Source organism: Achromobacter sp. 1014246743, from assembly GCF_059760725.1.
The window spans coordinates 16,091-33,593 of sequence record NZ_JCBANA010000073.1 but is presented as its reverse complement, the minus strand read 5'-3'; the positions used below and the strand labels follow the sequence as shown (position 1 = coordinate 33,593).

Below are 17,503 nucleotides of genomic sequence, written 5' to 3'. Positions count from 1 at the left end.
AAGCAGCGCGTCATGCATCACTTGACCAAGCGCGCCCAGGCGATGGGCTATAGCCTCACGCCACTTCCAGAGACTCCGTGAAAAAACCCCAAACAAATCAGCAGCTTGACGGGAGTTTCTTGAGAGGCAGGCGCCGCAGGGCGCCAACGAAGATGACGAAGGGGCAGTCCGGAGCGAAGGCTCCGGACCGCAATCGTAGCCCCGCGCCCACCCGACCAGCGCAGCCCGGCGCGCCTAAAGAACCCCACCCGCCGCATGAAGAAGAAACCAAGCCCCCCTACCCCCGAGCCTCAAAAAGCATATGCAACGTAATCTTCCGCACTTCCGCCTTGCTCATCTCAATATGCCCCCGCAACATCCTCCCCGCCGCCTCCCCCCGCCGCCCCAGCACCGCCCGCAAAATCGCCCCATGCTCCTCATACGTCGCATCCACTCGAAAGTCCTTCGTGAAATCCAGCCGCCGAACGATCCGGATCTTCTCCGTCACCTCCCGATGGATCAACGCCATCTCCGGATTCCCCGCCGCCGCGACCAGAGAGCAATGAAACGCCTCATCCAGCTCAGCCACTAACCGCCCATCCAGAATCCGCTGCGCCGGCGGCACCAGCCACACATCCGTCAGCGCCCCCAGCATCCCGTTCTCGTCCATGTGCTCCCGCGCACACAGCCGTTCCACCGCCGCCAGCTCCAGCACCACCCGCACGTCGTACAGCGCCTCGAACCGCTCGAAATCGAACGGCCGCACCTGCCAGCCGCTGCGCGGGCTGGGCAGCACAAAGCCTTCCCGCTCCAGCCGCGCCAGCCCCAGCCGCACCGGCGTGCGGCTCACCCCCAGCCGCAACGCCAGTTCCGCCTCGGTGAAACGGTCCCCCGGCAGCAGCTGGAAATCGAACAGCTCGTCCTTGATGCGCTGGTACACCTGGTCCGCCAGCGACCCCGCCAACGTCGGCGCCTGCCGCAGCGCCGGACTGATCCGAACCGACTCGCCCGCCATGGTCAGGTCACGGGGCACGTGGCGTCTTCCGCCAGCACGATCAACGGATCGCCCGCGTTCACCGGCTTGCCCGGCACGCAACGGATCGCCGTCACCGTGCCCGACGCCGGCGCAATCACCGACAGTTCCATCTTCATCGCCTCGACCACCACCAGCGTATCGCCCGCCGACACGCTCTGGCCCACCTGCACCGGGATCTTCCAGATATTGCCGCACATGTCCGCACTGACCAGCCGCTCGCCCTCGCGCAGCGCCGTCTCCGGTTCAGGCTCGGCCTCGACCGGCGCCGCCGCCACGTCCTCGGTCTTCCAGAGCGCCACCTCGGCATCGAACGCCGTCTTCTGGCGCGCCTGGAACACCGCGATGCTGTCCGCCTGTTCCGCCAGGAAGCGCTGGTGCGCCGCGAAATCGAACATCTCTTCCTCGATGCGTACCGTCGCACGCCCCTCGCGGAAATCCTCGCGCAGCGTATCCAGCTCGGCCTCGCTCACCGGATAGAAGCGCACCTGATCGAAAAAGCGCAGCAGCCACGGCTTGCCGTCCTGGAACACCGGATTCTTCAGGAACTTGTTCCAGATCGGCAGCGTGCGGCCTACCAACTGGTACCCGCCCGGCGAATCCATCCCGTAGATGCACATGTACACCCCGCCGATGCCCACCGTGCCTTCCGCCGTGAACGTGCGGGCCGGGTTGTACTTCGACGTCAGCAGCCGGTGGCGCGGATCGATCGGCACCGCGCACGGCGCGCCCAGGTACACGTCGCCCAGCCCCATGATCAGGTAGCTCGCGTCGAACACGATGCGCCGCACGTCCTCGCGGCTGGCCAGCCCGTTGATCCGCTGGATGAAATCCACATTGTTCGGCAGCCACGGCGCGCTGGCGCGCACCGTTTCCTGATAGCGCTGCACCGCGCCCAGCGTCGCCGAATCCTCGAACGCCATCGGCAGGTACACCACCCGCGTCGGCACCTGCAGCGTCGCCACGTCGGCCAGGCCGGCCTCGATCTCCAGCAGCCGCGCAATCAGCGCGTCCTGCCGGATCACCCGACTGTCGTAGCGGATCTGCAGCGAGCGCACCCCCGGCGACAGTTCTTCCACGCCATCGATCGGCCGGGCCGCCAGCGCTTCCATCAGCAGGTGGATGCGCATGCGCAGCGCCAGGTCCAGCACGTTGTCGCCGTACTCCAGCAGCAGATAGCCATCCCCCGCCTGGCGGTACGACACCGATGGCCGCGTCCCCTCGGCCGGCAAGGCCGCCACGATGGTCTCGGATGCCGTCTGCGGCACGGCAAGAGGCGTCGTGGCCTGCGGCGTCACCACGCCCAGCGTCTCTACGCTCTGGTCCTGCGCCGCTTCCCGCGCCACCGCGTCGGCGTAATCGATGCGCACGAAGCGGATGCGGTCGCCCGGCTTGACCTGGCCCACCTTCCACAGTTCGGCGCGCGCGATCGTGGCGGGGCAGACGAAGCCGCCCAGGCTGGGGCCGTCGCGCGTCAGGATCACGGGGCTGTCGCCCGTGAAGTTGATGCTGCCGATGGCGTATTCGCAATCGTGGATGTTGGACGGATGCAGGCCGGCCTCGCCGCCGTTCTCGCGCGCCCAGGTCGGCTTGGGGCCCGTCAGGCGCACGCCCAGCCGGTTCGAGTTGTAGTGCACTTCCCAATCGGCGGCGAAGAAGGCCTCGATGGCTTCGGGCCGGAAGAAATCCGGCGCGCCATGCGGACCATAAAGCACCCCGATTTCCCAAGTGTTGCCATAGACCGGAATCAATTCCGGCGCCGCCGCCTGCGGCGCGGCCAGGGGCGGCGTGGCGTTCGCCGCCGGCAGCCCGGGTTGTACCACCGGCAGCATGTCGCCCACCCGCAGCGTGCGGCCGGCGTGGCCGCCGAACTGGCCCAGCGCAAAGGTCGAGCGGCTGCCCAGGTATACCGGCACGTCCAGCCCGTTGCGCACCGCCAGATAGCTGCGGCAGCCGGACAGGGCCCGCCCCGTCGCCAGCACCTGGCCCGAGCGCACCGTCACCGGCTGCCACATCGGCACCGGCTCGCCGTCCAGCGTGGCGGCGCACTTGGCGCCGGTCAACGCGATCAGGGCGTCGCCATGAAAGCGCAGCGTCGGGCCGACCAGCGTGGCCTCGATGCCGGCCGCATCCGGCGCATTGCCCACGATGCGGTTGGCCAGGCGGAACGCGTAGTCGTCCATCGGACCCGACGGCGGCACGCCGATGTTCCAGTAGCCGGTACGGCCCGGATAGTCCTGCACGCTGGTGTAGGTGCCGGCTTCCAGCACTTCGATGGCGGCCGGCCGGTAGGCAAAGCTGTCCAGGAAACGGGTCGACAATTGCGCCGCGCGGAAACGCGCATCCGCCACGATCTGGCGCAGGTAATCCAGATTGGTCGCGATGCCATGCAGGCGCGTATGGGCCAGCGCGTCGGCCAGCTTGTCCAGCGCCGCTTCGCGCGTATCGGCATGCACGATCAGCTTGGCCAGCATCGGGTCGTAGAACGCCGGCACCTCGGTGCCGGTGGCCACCCAGCCGTCCAGCCGCACGCCGTCCGGGAAATACACGTCCGTCAACACGCCGGGCGACGGCTGGAACCCGCGCAGCGGGTCTTCGGCGTACAGGCGCACCTCGATGGCCGCCCCCTGCGGGGCCCGCGTCATGGCGTCGAAATCCAGCGGCTCGCCCGCCGCCACGCGCAGCATGCATTCCACCAGGTCCAGCCCGGTCACCGCCTCGGTCACCGGGTGCTCGACCTGCAGGCGCGTATTGACCTCCAGGAAATAGAAGCTGTCGCGCGCCGGGTCGTAGATGAATTCCACCGTGCCGGCAGACCGGTACGCCACCGACTCGCCCAACTTCACCGCCGCATCCAGCAGCGCCGCACGGGTCGCGGCCGGCAACAGCGGCGCGGGGGTTTCCTCGATCACTTTCTGGTTGCGCCGCTGCACCGAGCAGTCGCGTTCGCCCAGCGCCACGACGCGGCCCGCGCCATCGCCGAAGATCTGCACTTCAACGTGGCGCGCATTGTCCACATAGCGCTCGATGAACGCCCCGCCGTCGCGAAAGAAGTGTTCGCCCATGCGCTGCACGCTGTCGAACGCCACCGTCAGTTCAGCCTCGTTCTCGCAGCGCGACAGCCCGATGCCGCCGCCGCCCGCGGTGCTCTTGAGCATCACCGGGTAGCCGATGCGCTCGGCCTGCGACAGCGCTTCGCCCAGGCTGGCCAGCAGGCCCGTGCCCGGCGTCATCGGCACGCCGGCTTCGGCCGCCAGTTCGCGCGAGCGGTGCTTCAGGCCGAACTCGCGGATCTGCAGCGGCGTGGGGCCCACGAATGCAATGCCTGCCGCTTCGCAGGCCTCGGCGAATTCGGCGCTTTCCGACAGGAAACCGTAGCCGGGGTAGATGGCCTGCGCGCCGTGCGCAAGGGCCGCGTCCAGCAGCAGGTCCATGCGCAGGTAGCTGTCGGCGGCTTTCTCGCCGCCCAGCGCCACGGCCACGTCGGCTTCCTTGACGTGCGCCGCGTTGCGGTCGGGATCGGAATACACGGCAACGCTGCGGATGCCCAGGCGTTTCAGGGTACGAATGGCGCGGACGGCGATTTCTCCGCGGTTGGCGATCAGGACGGTATCGAACACGGGGCGGCTCCCAGGGGCGGTCTTGGATTAACGGGGGGTGGCGTTCAGGCTGGCGAGATACGCGCGCCAGCCGCCGAAGTCGGTGATGTCGCGAGCGCCGGCCAGGCCGCGCGGCTCGCAGATGAAGCCCTTGACCAGGCGGCCGTCGTGCAGCTCCAGCGTGCCGATGCCCAGCGGCGCGGGAATCTCGGCCACGAAGGCGCCAAAGGCGGCCACGGGGATGTCCCACAGCTCGACCTCGATCGGCGCGCCGCTGTCGGACTTCACCAATCCGGGCTTGGGTGGCGTGGTGTTGGCCAGCGCATACAGCCGGTAATCGGCGGCGGTGCGGGTCTTTTCCACCAGCACGGCGCGGCGGGACGTCAATTGATGGTTCAGCGGCATGCCCGTGAGGTGGGCGCCCACCACGGCCACGCGCAAGGTGTTCGGGTCCGCCGGCTGGGGCGCCAGCGTCGGCAAGGGCCGGCCCGTGGCGCCCAGCGGCAGCCCGCGCTGGGCCTGCCATTGGCGGCCGAACTGCGCCAGCGCGCGGTCCTGCCAGGCCAGGCCGATCACGGTGATGCCCGCCGGCAGGCCATCGGCGCGCATGCCCGCCGGCAGCGCCAGCGCCGACAGGTCGGCCAGGTTGGCAAAGTTGGTGTACACGCCCAGCTGCGAATTGAGGCGGACCGGGTCGGCCTGCAACTGCCCAATGGTGTAGATGGACGGCGACGTCGGCACCACCAATGCGTCGAAGCCCTGCAGCGACAGCTGGATCTGGCGCGTCAGTTCGGCGCGGCGGTATTCGGCCTTGAAGGCATCCAGCGCGCTGTAGTTCGCCGCGCCTTCGACGATGCCGCGCACCACCGGGTGGATCGCGGCGGGGTGCTCTTGCCACAGGGACTCGACCGCGGCGAAGCGTTCGGCCACCCACGGGCCCTGGTACAGCAGCGCGGCCAGTTCGGCGTAGGGCGCGAAGTCGATGGTCTCGACCTGCGCGCCGCTTGCCTTCAAGGCTTGCAGCGCAGCCTCGAAGGCCTCGGCCGCTTGCGCATCGCCGAAGAACTCCAGGCGGTCGGGAATAGCCAGGCGCGGCACCTTCGGCCACGGCGCGGCGGCGCCCGCCGGCTGCGCCCGCGAATAGGCATCATGTTCGTCGTAGCCGCCCGCGATGCCGGCCACCTGTTCGGCGTCGTCCACCGTCAGCGCGAAGATCGACACGCAATCCTGCGTGCGGCAGGCGGGCACCACGCCCGCCGTGCTCAGCCAGCCCTTGGTGGGCTTGAGACCGACGATATTGTTGAAACCCGCGGGCACGCGCCCGGACCCGGCCGTGTCGGTGCCCAGCGAAAACGCCACCAGGCCGCGCGCCACCACCGAGGCCGAGCCCGAGCTGGAGCCGCCGCTGATGTAGTCAGGATTGAAAGCGTTGGCCACCGCGCCGTGCGGCGAGCGGGTGCCGACCAGGCCCGTGGCGAACTGGTCCAGGTTGGTCTTGCCCACCAGAATCGCGCCGGCCGCGCGCAGGCGCCGCACCACCGTCGCGTCTTCGTCAGGCGTGTAGGCGAATTCGGGGCAGGCCGCCGTGGTGGGCCAGCCGGCCGCATCGATGTTGTCCTTGATGGCGAACGGCACGCCATACAGCGGCAGCCGCGTCACGTCGCCGCCCGCCGCCGCAAGCAGCAGGCGCAGGTCGTCAAGCTGGCGCGCCAACACCGCGGGGCTGACCCGCGTGATCCAGGCGTTGTCGGCGGGCGTGGCCGGCGTCTCGGCCAGCGGCGTCAACAGCGCGTCCGGGGTGGCCCCGCCCTCGCGATAGGCAGACAGCCATTGCGCGATCGTCCAACCGGTCGTGGGGCCCTGCGGCGTTGCTACGGCATTCATGCTGGAATCCTTTCTTGTATACAAGTACGGATACCCAAGCAATACGCGTGCCATGTTGGCCGCGCGCCGCGCGCTTCCCTCTGGCGCCCGGCTTTGCCCACCGGGATGCCTCGATCCCCCCGCCACGCGGCGCCTGGCGTGCGCACCCGCAACGGGCAAGCCGCGCACCGATCTTGTGCATGCGGCACCAGATTGGTCCGCACGCGCCGCCGCCGTCGACCGCCACGGCGTCATCGAAAACCCTTCCCCTTACTACAGCACCGCCGCCTGGCAGATCGGTTGGCACGGCTTTTGCTTTGAAGTCCTGGTCACGCCCATGCCGCCGGCGCCGCCGGCTTCTTCCTCCTCAGGAGTCACCATGAAACGCAGACTAGTCCTTAAGCAACTGACCGCCATGAGCCTGTTGGCCCTGTCCGGTTGGATGCCGCAGCTGTACGCCGCCGAAGACACCATCAAGGTCGGCATCCTGCATTCGCTGTCGGGCACCATGGCCATCTCGGAAACGTCGCTCAAGGACGTGGCCCTGATGACCATCGATGAAATCAACGCCAATGGCGGCGTGATGGGCAAGAAGCTGGAAGCCGTGGTGGTCGACCCCGCGTCGAACTGGCCGCTGTTCGCCGAGAAGTCGCGCCAGCTGCTGGCGCAGGACAAGGTGGCGGCGGTGTTCGGCTGCTGGACCTCGGTGTCGCGTAAATCGGTGCTGCCGGTGTTCAAGGAACTGAACGGACTGTTGTTCTATCCGGTGCAATACGAAGGCGAAGAGCTGGAAAAGAACGTGTTCTACACCGGCGCCGCGCCCAACCAGCAGGCCATCCCGGCGGTGGAATACCTGATGAGCGAAGACGGCGGCGGCGCCAAGCGCTTCGTGCTGCTGGGCACCGACTACGTCTACCCGCGCACCACCAACAAGATCCTGCGCGCCTTCCTGCATTCCAAGGGCATCAAAGACAGCGACATCGACGAGGTCTACACCCCGTTCGGCCATTCCGACTACCAGACCATCGTGGCCAACATCAAGAAGTTCGCCGCGGGCGGCAAGACCGCCGTCATCTCCACCATCAACGGCGATTCGAACGTGCCGTTCTACAAGGAACTGGGCAACGCCGGTCTGAAGGCCACCGACGTGCCGGTGGTGGCGTTCTCGGTGGGTGAGGAAGAACTGCGTGGCGTGGACACCAAGCCCCTGGTGGGCCACCTGGCCGCCTGGAACTACTTCGAATCGATCAAGAACCCGGTCAACGAAGCCTTCATCAAGAAGTGGCAGGCCTATGCCAAGGCCAAGAACCTGCCCAACGCCAACACGGTCGTCACCAACGACCCGATGGAAGCGACCTACATCGGCATCTACATGTGGAAGCAGGCCGTCGAGCAGGCCAAGACCACCGACGTCGACAAGGTGATCGCGGCCATGGGCGGCCAGACGTTCAATTCGCCCAGCGGCTTCAAGATCGAAATGGACAAGACCAACCACCACCTGCACAAGCCGGTCTACATCGGCGAGATCAAGGCGGACGGTCAATTCAACGTGGTGTGGAAGAGCAAGGGCCCGATCCGCGCGCAACCCTGGAGCCCGTACATCCCGGGCAACGAAAGCAAGCAAGGCCTTTAAACCGGAACCGGACACGCAGCCATGCTGAATGCGGCTATCGCGAAATTCCTGCGTCATTTCCTGCTTGCATGGCTGCTGGCCGCGCCGGCGCTGTCCGCTCACGCGGCTGCGCCCGGCGTGGATCCGGCGCTGCTGGCCCCCCTGGCCGGCGACGACACCGACGCCAAGTTGCAGGCGATTGCCGCCCTGGGGCAGTTGCCCGACCCGGGCGCGGCCGCCGTGCTGCAAGCGCTGGGCAGCGACCAGCTGTATGCGCTGCCCGATGGCCGCGTGCTGATCGGCGGCGGCAAAGGCCCGGCCACCGATGCGGCGACCGGAGCGACGACCGAGCTGCCTGCGGGCGCCGCCACCATCGGCATCAACAACCGGCTGCGCCGCGCCATCGAGGCGGCGCTGGCCGGATCCCGACTGTTTTCCGACAACCCGCAGGAACGGCTGGCCGCGGCCCGCCGCCTGCAACAGACCGGCGACCCGGCCCGCCTGCCGCTGGTGGAAAAGGCCCTGGCCGCCGAAAAGAACGAAGCCGTGCGCGGCGCACTGGAAATCGCGCAAGCCAATCTTGAACTCAAGAGCGCCGACCCCGCTGTGCGGCGTCACGCGGTCGACCTGCTGGGCCGCACCGACAGCGCGGCCTTTCGCCCCACGCTGGCCGCGCTGACACAGCAGCAGGACGGCGTCTACACCGAACCCGATGCCAGCGTACGCGAGGCCGCGGCCAATGCGATCAAGCGCATCGACCGGCACCTGGCCACCATCGAATGGGCCGGCAACCTCTTTTACGGCCTCAGCCTGGGCAGCGTGCTGCTGCTGGCGGCGCTGGGCCTGGCCATCACCTTCGGGCTGATGGGCGTCATCAACATGGCGCACGGCGAACTGCTGATGATCGGCGCCTACGTCACCTACCTGGTGCAGACGGCGTTTCGCGCCTGGCTGCCGGGCTGGCTGGACTGGTACGTGGCCGCGGCGCTGCCGCTGGCCTTCCTGATCACCGCGCTGGTGGGCATGGCGCTGGAACGCACCGTGATCCGCTGGCTGTATGGCCGGCCGCTGGAAACCCTGCTGGCCACCTGGGGTATCAGCCTGATGCTGATGCAAGGCGTGCGCACGCTGTTCGGCGCGCAGAACGTGGAAGTGGGCAACCCCAGCTGGATGTCCGGCGGCATCACCGTGCTGGGCGGGCTGGTGCTGACCTACAACCGACTGGTCATCATCGGCTTTGCGCTGTTCGTGGTGTTCCTGGTGTGGGCGCTCTTGAACCACACCCGGCTGGGCCTGTTCGTGCGCGCCATCACGCAGAACCGTCGCATGGCCGATTGCGTGGGCGTGCCCACCGGCCGCGTCGACATGCTGGCGTTCGGCCTGGGGTCCGGCATCGCCGGGCTGGCGGGCGTGGCGCTGTCGCAGCTGGGCAACGTGGGCCCGGACCTGGGCCGCGGCTACATCGTCGATTCCTTCATGGTGGTGGTGCTGGGCGGCGTGGGCCAGCTGGCCGGCACTGTCATCGCGGCGCTGGGCCTGGGCGGCGTGAACAAATTCCTGGAGCCTTACGCGGGAGCGGTCATGGCCAAGATCACCATCCTGGTGCTCATCGTGCTTTTCGTACAGAAGCGGCCGCAAGGCCTGTTCGCCCCGCGCGGCCGGAGCGTCGAATGAAACAGACCGCCCTGACCGACCTGACCGTGCAGGCGCGTCGTCCGCTGTACAGCGGCCGCGCCTGGTTCGCCCTGGCCGCCGCCACGCTGGTGCTGGCGCTGCTGCCGCTCTTGAACCTGGTCTTTCCCGCCGGCCATCCGCTGCACGTCTCGTCCTATGCCGTGGCCTTGCTGGGCAAGTTCATGTGCTACGCCATGGCGGCGCTGGCGCTGGACCTGGTGTGGGGCTACGCCGGCATCCTGTCGCTGGGCCACGGCCTGTTCTTCGCGCTGGGCGGCTATGCCCACGGCATGTACCTGATGCGCGCCATCGGCAGCGACGGCGTCTACCAGAGCCGCCTGCCGGACTTCATGGTGTTCCTGGACTGGAAGGACTACCCCTGGTACTGGGCCTTCACCGATCACTTCGGCTACGCCATGCTGCTGGTGGTGCTGGTGCCGGGCGTGCTGGCCTTCGTGTTCGGCTACTTCGCGTTCCGCTCGCGCATCAAGGGCGTGTACTTCTCGATCATCACGCAGGCGCTGACGTTTGCGGCCATGCTGCTGTTCTTTCGCAACGACACGGGCTTTGGCGGCAACAACGGCTTTACCGACTTCAAGCGCATCCTGGGTTTCGACATCACGGCGCCCGGCACCCGCGCGGCGCTGTACTGGATCACGCTGGCGGCGCTGGCCGCGGCCCTGGTGCTGGCGCGCGCCGTGACGCAGTCCAAGCTGGGCCGCGTGCTGACCGCGGTGCGCGATGCCGAAAGCCGGCTGCGCTTCATCGGCTACGACCCGCTGGGCTTCAAGCTGTTCGTGTGGACGCTGTCGGCCGTGCTGTGCGGCATCGCAGGCGCCTTGTACGTGCCGCAGGTCGGCATCATCAACCCCAGCGAAATGTCCACCGAGAACTCGATCGAAATGGTGATCTGGGTCGCCACCGGCGGACGCGGCACGCTGATCGGCCCCATCCTCGGCGCGGGCGTGGTCAACGGCCTGAAGACCTGGTTCACCAGCGTGCTGCCCGAATTCTGGCTGTACGCGCTGGGCCTGATCTTCGTCCTGGTGACCCTGTTCCTGCCCACCGGCATCGTCGGCCTGGCGCGTCGCCTGGCCACCCGCTACCAGGAGCGACGCGCATGACCAGCACGCATTCCGAAACCGCCATGCTGGACGGCGGCCCCAGCGGCGACGCCGGCTACGGCCGCGTCAGCCCCAAGGGCCTGGACACCAGCCACGGCGCCATCCTGTACCTGGAAGGCATCACCGTCAGCTTCGACGGCTTCAAGGCGCTCAATGACCTGACGCTGGACATCGGCGTGGGCGAGCTGCGCTGCATCATCGGTCCCAACGGCGCAGGCAAGACCACCATGATGGACGTCATCACCGGCAAGACCCGCCCCACCGCCGGCACCGCCTTTTTCGGCCAGAGCATCGACCTGACCCAGCTGACCGAAGCGCAGATCGCCCACGCCGGCATCGGCCGCAAGTTCCAGCGGCCCACGGTGTTCGAACAGCACAGCGTGTTCGAGAACCTGGAACTGGCGATGAAGACCGACAAGCGCGTGCGGCCCACGCTGTTCTCGCGCCTGACCGGGGCGCAGGCCGACAGGATCGGCGAGACGCTGGACCTGATCCGCCTGCGGCCCGAGGCCTTCCGGCCCGCCGGCCTGCTGTCGCATGGCCAGAAGCAATGGCTGGAGATCGGCATGCTGCTGATGCAGGAGCCGCAGTTGCTGCTGCTGGACGAACCGGTGGCCGGCATGACCGATGCCGAAACCGAACGCACCGGCGAACTGCTCAACGAGCTGCGCGGCCGCCATTCGCTGATGGTGGTCGAACACGACATGGACTTCGTCAACCAGATCGCCGGCGACGGCAAGGTGACGGTGCTGCACGAAGGCTCGGTGCTGGCCGAAGGGCCCATGGCGAAAGTGCAGGCCGACCCGCGCGTGATCGAAGTCTATCTGGGGCGCTGATATGTTGAACGTAACCACCATCGACCAGTACTACGGCGGCAGCCACACCTTGCGCGGCGTCTCGCTGGCGGTGAACCAGGGCGAATGCCTGGCGCTGCTGGGGCGCAACGGCGTGGGCAAGACCACGCTGCTCAAGTGCGTGATGGGCGTGCTGCCCGTGGCCCGTGGCGCCATCGCCTTCGACGGTGCCGACATCACCCGGCTGGCGCCGCACCAGCGCGCCGCCCGCGGCATGGCCTACGTGCCGCAAGGGCGCGACATCTTCGCCCGGCTCACCGTCGAAGAGAACATCCTGATGGGCATGGCCACCAAGCCCGCCGCGCGCGCGCGGCGCATCAAGGAAGAAGTATTCGAGCTGTTTCCGGTGCTGAAAAGCATGCTGGCGCGACGCGGCGGCGACCTGTCGGGCGGGCAGCAGCAACAGCTGGCGATCGCCCGCGCACTGGTGGCCGAACCCAAGCTCATCATCCTGGACGAACCCACCGAAGGCATCCAGCCGTCGATCATCAAGGACATCGCCCGGGTGATCCACATGCTGCGCCAGCGCGGCGACATCGCCATCCTGCTGTGCGAACAGTATTTCGATTTTGCCCGCGAGCTGGCCGACCGCTTCGTGGTGCTGTCGCGCGGCGAAGTGGTGGCCAGCGGCGACCGGGCGGCCATCGACGGCGAGGACGTGCGGCGCCACCTTTCCGTCTGAGGCGCCTTTTAGTGCCAACGGAGCCTGGATATAATGCGCCGTCATGCACCTTGCCCACTTCCTGAACCGCGGCTACGCCTGGATCGCCCTTGTCGCGATCCTGTGGGCGTCCCTGGTTCCGTCGTTGGCGCACGGCAGCCATGCCGCGGGCGGCGCCAGCCGCCAGGTCACCGTCGACTACTGCGCCCCTGAAGGCAAGTCGTCGCTGACCATCGACGTGCAGGGCGACGACACCCCCGCCGACCACGCGGCGCACCACGGCGACAGCACCCACTGCCCGTTCTGCCGCAACCCCCAGGCCGACATCGGCATCCTGCCCGCGCCGCTGCTCGTCCTGCGGGCCCCGCCCGGCCGGGTCAGCTATCCGGCGCTGTTCTACCGCGCCTCGCATCCCCTCTACGCCTGGAGCGCGGCCCAGCCGCGCGCCCCGCCCGCCGCTTGAGTCCGCGCGCAGGCGGCCCGCCCGGTTCTCGGGCAGCCGCCGCGCCGCATTGCGCTTGAGCCCCCCGCCGGCCGTTTTCGCGCGCCGGCGGCATTCCGGAATCATCGCCCGCCCCCGACGCCGCCTTCGTGCACGGCGCGGCCCGCGGGCGCGCAAGCCGGCCCGTGCCGGCCTGGACCATGAAAAAAACCTACGCAGCCTCTTTGCTGGCAGGCGCCTGCGCGGCCAACCCCGCCCTGGCGCTGACCACCGACCCCGCCATCGAAACGCTGGCAGCCACCGTGGTGGAAGGCGACGATGCCGATGGCAAGCCCAACGGCCCGCTGGACCTGAACCGCATCGACGGCACCGGCAGCCGCCTGGGCCTGACCCTGCGCGAAACGCCCGCATCCGTCACCGTCATCAACCGCGCCCAGATCGAGGCGCGCGGCTCGCAGAACACCCAGGAAATCGCCCGCGGCATCCCCGGCGTGGACAACGCCTCGCCCCCGGGATCGGCCGGCTCGGTCAGCTACCGGGGTTTCAGCGGCGGCCAGGTGTCGCAGCTGTTCAATGGCATCTCGGTGCAATACGACTCGGCCGCGGCGCGGCCGGTGGACAGCTGGATCTACGACCGGGTCGAGGCCATCGGCGGCCCGTCGACCTTTCTGTTCGGCGCGGGCGCGGTCGGCGGCGCCATCAACTACGTCACCAAGCTGGCCCAGCGCGACACCTTCTACGAAGGCCAGCTGCGGTGGGGTTCCTACGACACGCGCCAGGTGTCGGCCGGCATCAACCAGCAACTGGCCGGCTCGCCAGGCGGGCGCGGCCATTACCTGCGCATCGACGCCAACCACACCGCCAGCCGCGGCTGGGTCGACGGCAACCCCTCGAACGCCACGCAGGTCGCGGCCTCGGTGCTGTCGGACCTGGGCGACGACGTCACGCAGACCTGGGCCTTCGAATACCAGCGCGAGCGGGTCGAGCGGCCCTACTGGGGCACGCCGCTGACGGTGGGCGCGGACGGCAAGGTCACGGGCGAAGGCCACATCCGCGGCGGCACGCGGTTCAAGAACTACAACGTCGACGATGGCCTGTACGAGCAATCGGTGCTGTGGGCCCGCTCGCTGACCGAATGGCGCGCGGCGCCCGGCGTGACGTTCAAGAACACGCTCTACTACTACCGCGCCGAGCGCGATTTCCGCAACCTCGAAACCTACCGCTACAACGCCGCCAACAGCCGCGTGCTGCGGTCCGGCGCGCTGCTGCAGCGACACGAGCAAAGCCTGGTCGGCAACCGGGTCGAAGGCCTGGTCGAGACCACGCTGGCCGGCCTGCCCAGCAGCTGGTCGTTCGGCGCCGACCTCAGCGTGAACAAGCAGACGCGCTACCCCACCAGCCTGCCCGCCACCGTCGACGCGGTAGACCCCTACGATTTTTCGCCGGGCTATTTCTACGACATTCCCGGCATGACGCGCGGCCACAACCCGGACCGCGACAACCGCATCCGCACCCTGGCCTTCACGCTGGAAAACCGCACGGAGGTGCTGCCGGGCGTGGCCATCGTGTCGGCATTGCGCCGCGACTTCATCGATCTGGACCTGACGAATCGCCGCGCCGTCTCAAACGCGTCGCCCGCCTCCGCCTCGCGCGACTATTCGCCCACCACCGGCCGCCTGGCCGTCAACTGGGCGGTGACGTCGCAGGCCTCGTTGTATGCGCAGTACGCCACCGCCGCCGATCCCCCGTCCGGCATCATGGCCACCGCCAGCTTTGCCGACGTGCTGAACAACGACAAGCTCACCACCGGCACGCAGAAGGAAGTGGGCGGCAAGTTCGAATTCTGGGACGGCCGCGGCACGGCCACCATCGCGGCCTACGAGATCACGCGCAAGAACATCTCGGCGCCTGATCCGAACAACCCGGCGGTCAGCGTGCCGGTGGGCCAGCAGTCGGCCCGCGGGCTGGAACTGGCCGGCGGCCTGCGCCTGACGCGCACGCTGTCGCTGCAGGGCAACATGGCCTTCGTCAACCCCAAGTACGACGATTTCTCGCAGACGGTCAACGGCGTGGCCGTATCGCGCAACGGCAACGTCCCCACCAACACGCCGCGCCGCGTGGCCAACCTGTGGCTGGACTACGCCTTCCTGCCCGACTGGAACGCCAGCGTCGCGGCGCGCTACGTGGGCCGCGCCTATGCCGATGCCGCCAACACCGTGTGGGCGCCGTCCTACACGATCTTCGACGCCGCCGTGTCGCACCGCATCGACCGCCACTTCACCGTCACCGGCCGCGTGCGCAACCTGACCGACAAGGTGTACGCGGCCAACGTCACCGGCACCCCCATGTATTACCTGGGCGCGCCGCGTACGTTGGAACTGTCCGTGCAAGCCCGCTTCTGAGGCCGCCATGACCGCCATCCATCCCGCCCGTCCCCGGCCCGCGCCACCCGCCTGGTCCACCCGCGCCAAGCGCTGGCTGTACCTGATCCACCGCTGGGCCGGCATCGTGCTGTGCCTGTTCTTTGCCATGTGGTTCGTGTCGGGCGTGGTGATGATGTATGTGGGCTATCCCAAGCTCACGCCGCACGAGCGCATGACGCACCTGGCCCCGCTGGACCCGGCGCAAGTCACCGCCACGCCCGCCCAGGCGCTGGCGGCGGCGGGCGCCCGGGACGCCCCCGGCCTGAGCCTGGCCGCCCTGCGCGGCGGCGCGCCGGTGTACCTGGTGCCGGCGGGCCGCGGCCAGGCGCCCAAGGTGGTGGACGGCGCCAGCGGCGCCTTGCTGCCGCGCGCCGACGCCCAGGTCGCCACCGCCAGCGCCGCGGCCTGGTTCGGCGGCGACTACGCCGCGCACTACCAGGGCGAGGTCGAGGAAGACGTCTACACCCATTCCGGCGCGCTGGACCCGCATCGCCCGCTGCATCGCATCGACCTGGACGACCCCGACCACACCCGCCTGTACGTATCGTCGGCCACCGGCGAAGTGGTGCTGGACGCCACCCGCAGCGAACGGCTGTGGAACTACGTCGGTGCCTGGATCCATTGGCTGTACCCGTTTCGCGGCAATGTGTTCGACCCCTGGTGGCACGACATCGTGGTGTGGCTGTCGGTCATCGGCGTGGCCGTGGCCGTCACCGGCACGGTGGTCGGCATCCTGCGCTGGCGCTTTTCGCGGCCCTACGCCAGCGGCAGCCGTTCGCCCTACCGCGACACCATGATGCGCTGGCACCACCTGAGCGGCCTGCTGTTCGCCGTCATCACCATCACGTGGATCTTCAGCGGGCTCATGTCGATGAACCCGTGGAAGGTGTTCACCAGCGACGCGGCGCCGCTGGCGTTGCATGCGTATGCGGGCAGTCCGCCCGCCGCAACGCCGCCCGCCCGAGCGGCCGGTGCCCGCGCGGCAGTCGGCGCACCGGCCGCCATGGCTTCGGCCGACGCACCGCAAGCCTCGCCCGCCACGCTGATCCGCGCCCTGCCCGCCGCCCCGCGCGAACTGCGCTGGAGCCGGGTGGACGGCCAGGACCTGGTGCTGGCCCGCAGCGGCCCGGGCGCCCCCACACTGCTGTCCGCCGCCGATGCCCGCCCCGTCGCGCTCGACCCCGCGGCCCTGCGCGCGGCCGCCGCCCGCCTGGTGCCCGGCGCCATGCTCACCGACGTGCAGGTGCTGGACCGCTACGACTTCTACTACTACGCCCGCGACGAGCACGCCATGCTCGGCCACATCGAAAAGCCCCTGCCCGCCTGGCGCCTGGTGTTCGACAACCCGCAGGCCACCTGGGTCTACCTGGACCCGCGCACCGGCCATATCCTGGGCAAGCAGGACCGCGGCAACCGCGCCAGCCGCTGGCTGTTCGCCTTCATGCATAGCTGGGACTGGACGGGCCTGCTGGCGAACCGGCCGCTGTGGGACATCGTGCTGGTGTTCCTGTCGCTGGGCGGCGCGGCGCTGAGCCTGACGGGCGTGGTGATCGGCTGGCGCCGGCTGGGGCGCAAGCTGCGCGCATGAAAGCATGGACCTGAAAACACGGGCCTGAAGGGGCGCACCTGAATGTACGCACCTGAAAGCCGCGCGAGAATGCACTATGCTCATCGCCTTGCCCCCGGGGCCTGCCACCAGGCCCCGCTGATTCCCTTATTTGCGGAGCCCGCCATGTCCGACGTCACCATCTACCACAACCCCAAGTGCGGCACCTCGCGCAACACCCTGGCCATGATCCGCAACGCCGGCATCGAACCCGACGTGGTGCTGTACCTGGAAACCCCGCCGTCCCGCGCCACCCTGAAGGCGTTGTTCAAGCGCGCCGGCATCAGCGTGCGCGACGCCCTGCGCGAAAAAGGCACGCCCTACCTGGAACTGGGCCTGGACGATGTGTCCCTGCCCGAAGACGCCCTGCTGGACGCCATCGAACAGCACCCCATCCTGCTGAACCGCCCGTTCGTGTCGACCCCGCTGGGCGCCGCGCTGTGCCGGCCGTCGGAATTGGTGCTGGACATCCTGCCCGCGCCGCAACAAGGCGCCTTTACCAAGGAAGACGGCGAACAGGTCGTGAACGCCGACGGCAAACGCATCCAGAAGTAAATACGCGGGTTTCGGCGCATTTTGTAAGCGGACTGACGGGAAACCCCATTACCATCGCGGCTATTCGATTATTACGCC

The 17,503-nt window shown here is 68.6% G+C and carries 12 protein-coding genes; 9 read left to right on the top strand and 3 right to left on the bottom strand.

Going from position 1 to position 17,503, the window contains the following annotated elements; translation table 11 throughout:
• Positions 1 to 277 precede the first annotated feature (277 nt).
• The 3 genes from AC6LJ2_RS24820 to atzF are packed head-to-tail and all read right to left on the bottom strand — an operon-like array spanning position 278 to position 6,495.
• Complete coding sequence (locus AC6LJ2_RS24820) at positions 278 to 994, bottom strand: GntR family transcriptional regulator (RefSeq protein WP_263915762.1); 717 nt, start codon at positions 992 to 994, stop codon at positions 278 to 280.
• A 2-nt stretch (positions 995 to 996) separates the two neighbouring features.
• On the bottom strand, positions 997 to 4,632 hold the full coding sequence (gene uca / locus AC6LJ2_RS24815) for an urea carboxylase (RefSeq protein ID WP_498152396.1): 3,636 nt from the start codon (positions 4,630 to 4,632) through the stop codon (positions 997 to 999).
• A gap of 27 nt (positions 4,633 to 4,659) precedes the next feature.
• Positions 4,660 to 6,495 carry an allophanate hydrolase gene (gene atzF, locus AC6LJ2_RS24810; protein WP_498152395.1) on the bottom strand — a complete coding sequence of 612 codons (1,836 nt, stop codon included), beginning with the start codon at positions 6,493 to 6,495 and terminating at the stop codon, positions 4,660 to 4,662.
• 358 nt (positions 6,496 to 6,853) lie between these two features.
• Here atzF and urtA point away from each other — a divergent pair, with 358 nt between their 5' ends.
• From urtA to arsC, 9 genes are all read left to right on the top strand, one after another.
• Positions 6,854 to 8,107, top strand: a complete 1,254-nt coding sequence (urtA, locus tag AC6LJ2_RS24805; RefSeq protein ID WP_445657336.1) for an urea ABC transporter substrate-binding protein — start codon at positions 6,854 to 6,856, stop codon at positions 8,105 to 8,107.
• A gap of 21 nt (positions 8,108 to 8,128) precedes the next feature.
• Positions 8,129 to 9,760: an urea ABC transporter permease subunit UrtB gene (urtB, locus tag AC6LJ2_RS24800; protein ID WP_263915758.1), complete on the top strand. Its 1,632-nt coding sequence runs from the start codon at positions 8,129 to 8,131 to the stop codon at positions 9,758 to 9,760.
• On the top strand, positions 9,757 to 10,884 hold the full coding sequence (gene urtC / locus AC6LJ2_RS24795) for an urea ABC transporter permease subunit UrtC (RefSeq protein ID WP_498152394.1): 1,128 nt from the start codon (positions 9,757 to 9,759) through the stop codon (positions 10,882 to 10,884). The genes urtB and urtC overlap by 4 nt, the downstream gene beginning before the upstream one ends.
• Complete coding sequence (urtD, locus tag AC6LJ2_RS24790) at positions 10,881 to 11,720, top strand: urea ABC transporter ATP-binding protein UrtD (RefSeq protein WP_263915756.1); 840 nt, start codon at positions 10,881 to 10,883, stop codon at positions 11,718 to 11,720. The genes urtC and urtD overlap by 4 nt, the downstream gene beginning before the upstream one ends.
• A gap of 1 nt (position 11,721) precedes the next feature.
• A complete protein-coding gene (gene urtE / locus AC6LJ2_RS24785; RefSeq protein WP_263915755.1) occupies positions 11,722 to 12,420 on the top strand; it encodes an urea ABC transporter ATP-binding subunit UrtE in 699 nt (232 codons plus the stop codon).
• A gap of 43 nt (positions 12,421 to 12,463) precedes the next feature.
• Positions 12,464 to 12,862, top strand: a complete 399-nt coding sequence (locus AC6LJ2_RS24780) for a DUF2946 domain-containing protein (RefSeq protein ID WP_263915754.1) — start codon at positions 12,464 to 12,466, stop codon at positions 12,860 to 12,862.
• A gap of 179 nt (positions 12,863 to 13,041) precedes the next feature.
• Positions 13,042 to 15,243, top strand: coding sequence for a TonB-dependent receptor (locus AC6LJ2_RS24775; RefSeq protein WP_498152393.1), 2,202 nt, complete (start codon positions 13,042 to 13,044; stop codon positions 15,241 to 15,243).
• Positions 15,244 to 15,250: 7 nt separating this feature from the next.
• A complete protein-coding gene (locus AC6LJ2_RS24770; protein WP_498152392.1) occupies positions 15,251 to 16,852 on the top strand; it encodes a PepSY domain-containing protein in 1,602 nt (533 codons plus the stop codon).
• 144 nt (positions 16,853 to 16,996) lie between these two features.
• The gene (gene arsC, locus AC6LJ2_RS24765; protein WP_263915751.1) at positions 16,997 to 17,425 is read left to right on the top strand and encodes an arsenate reductase (glutaredoxin); all 429 of its coding nucleotides are present in this window, start codon (positions 16,997 to 16,999) and stop codon (positions 17,423 to 17,425) included.
• The last annotated feature ends 78 nt before the right edge of the window (positions 17,426 to 17,503 follow it).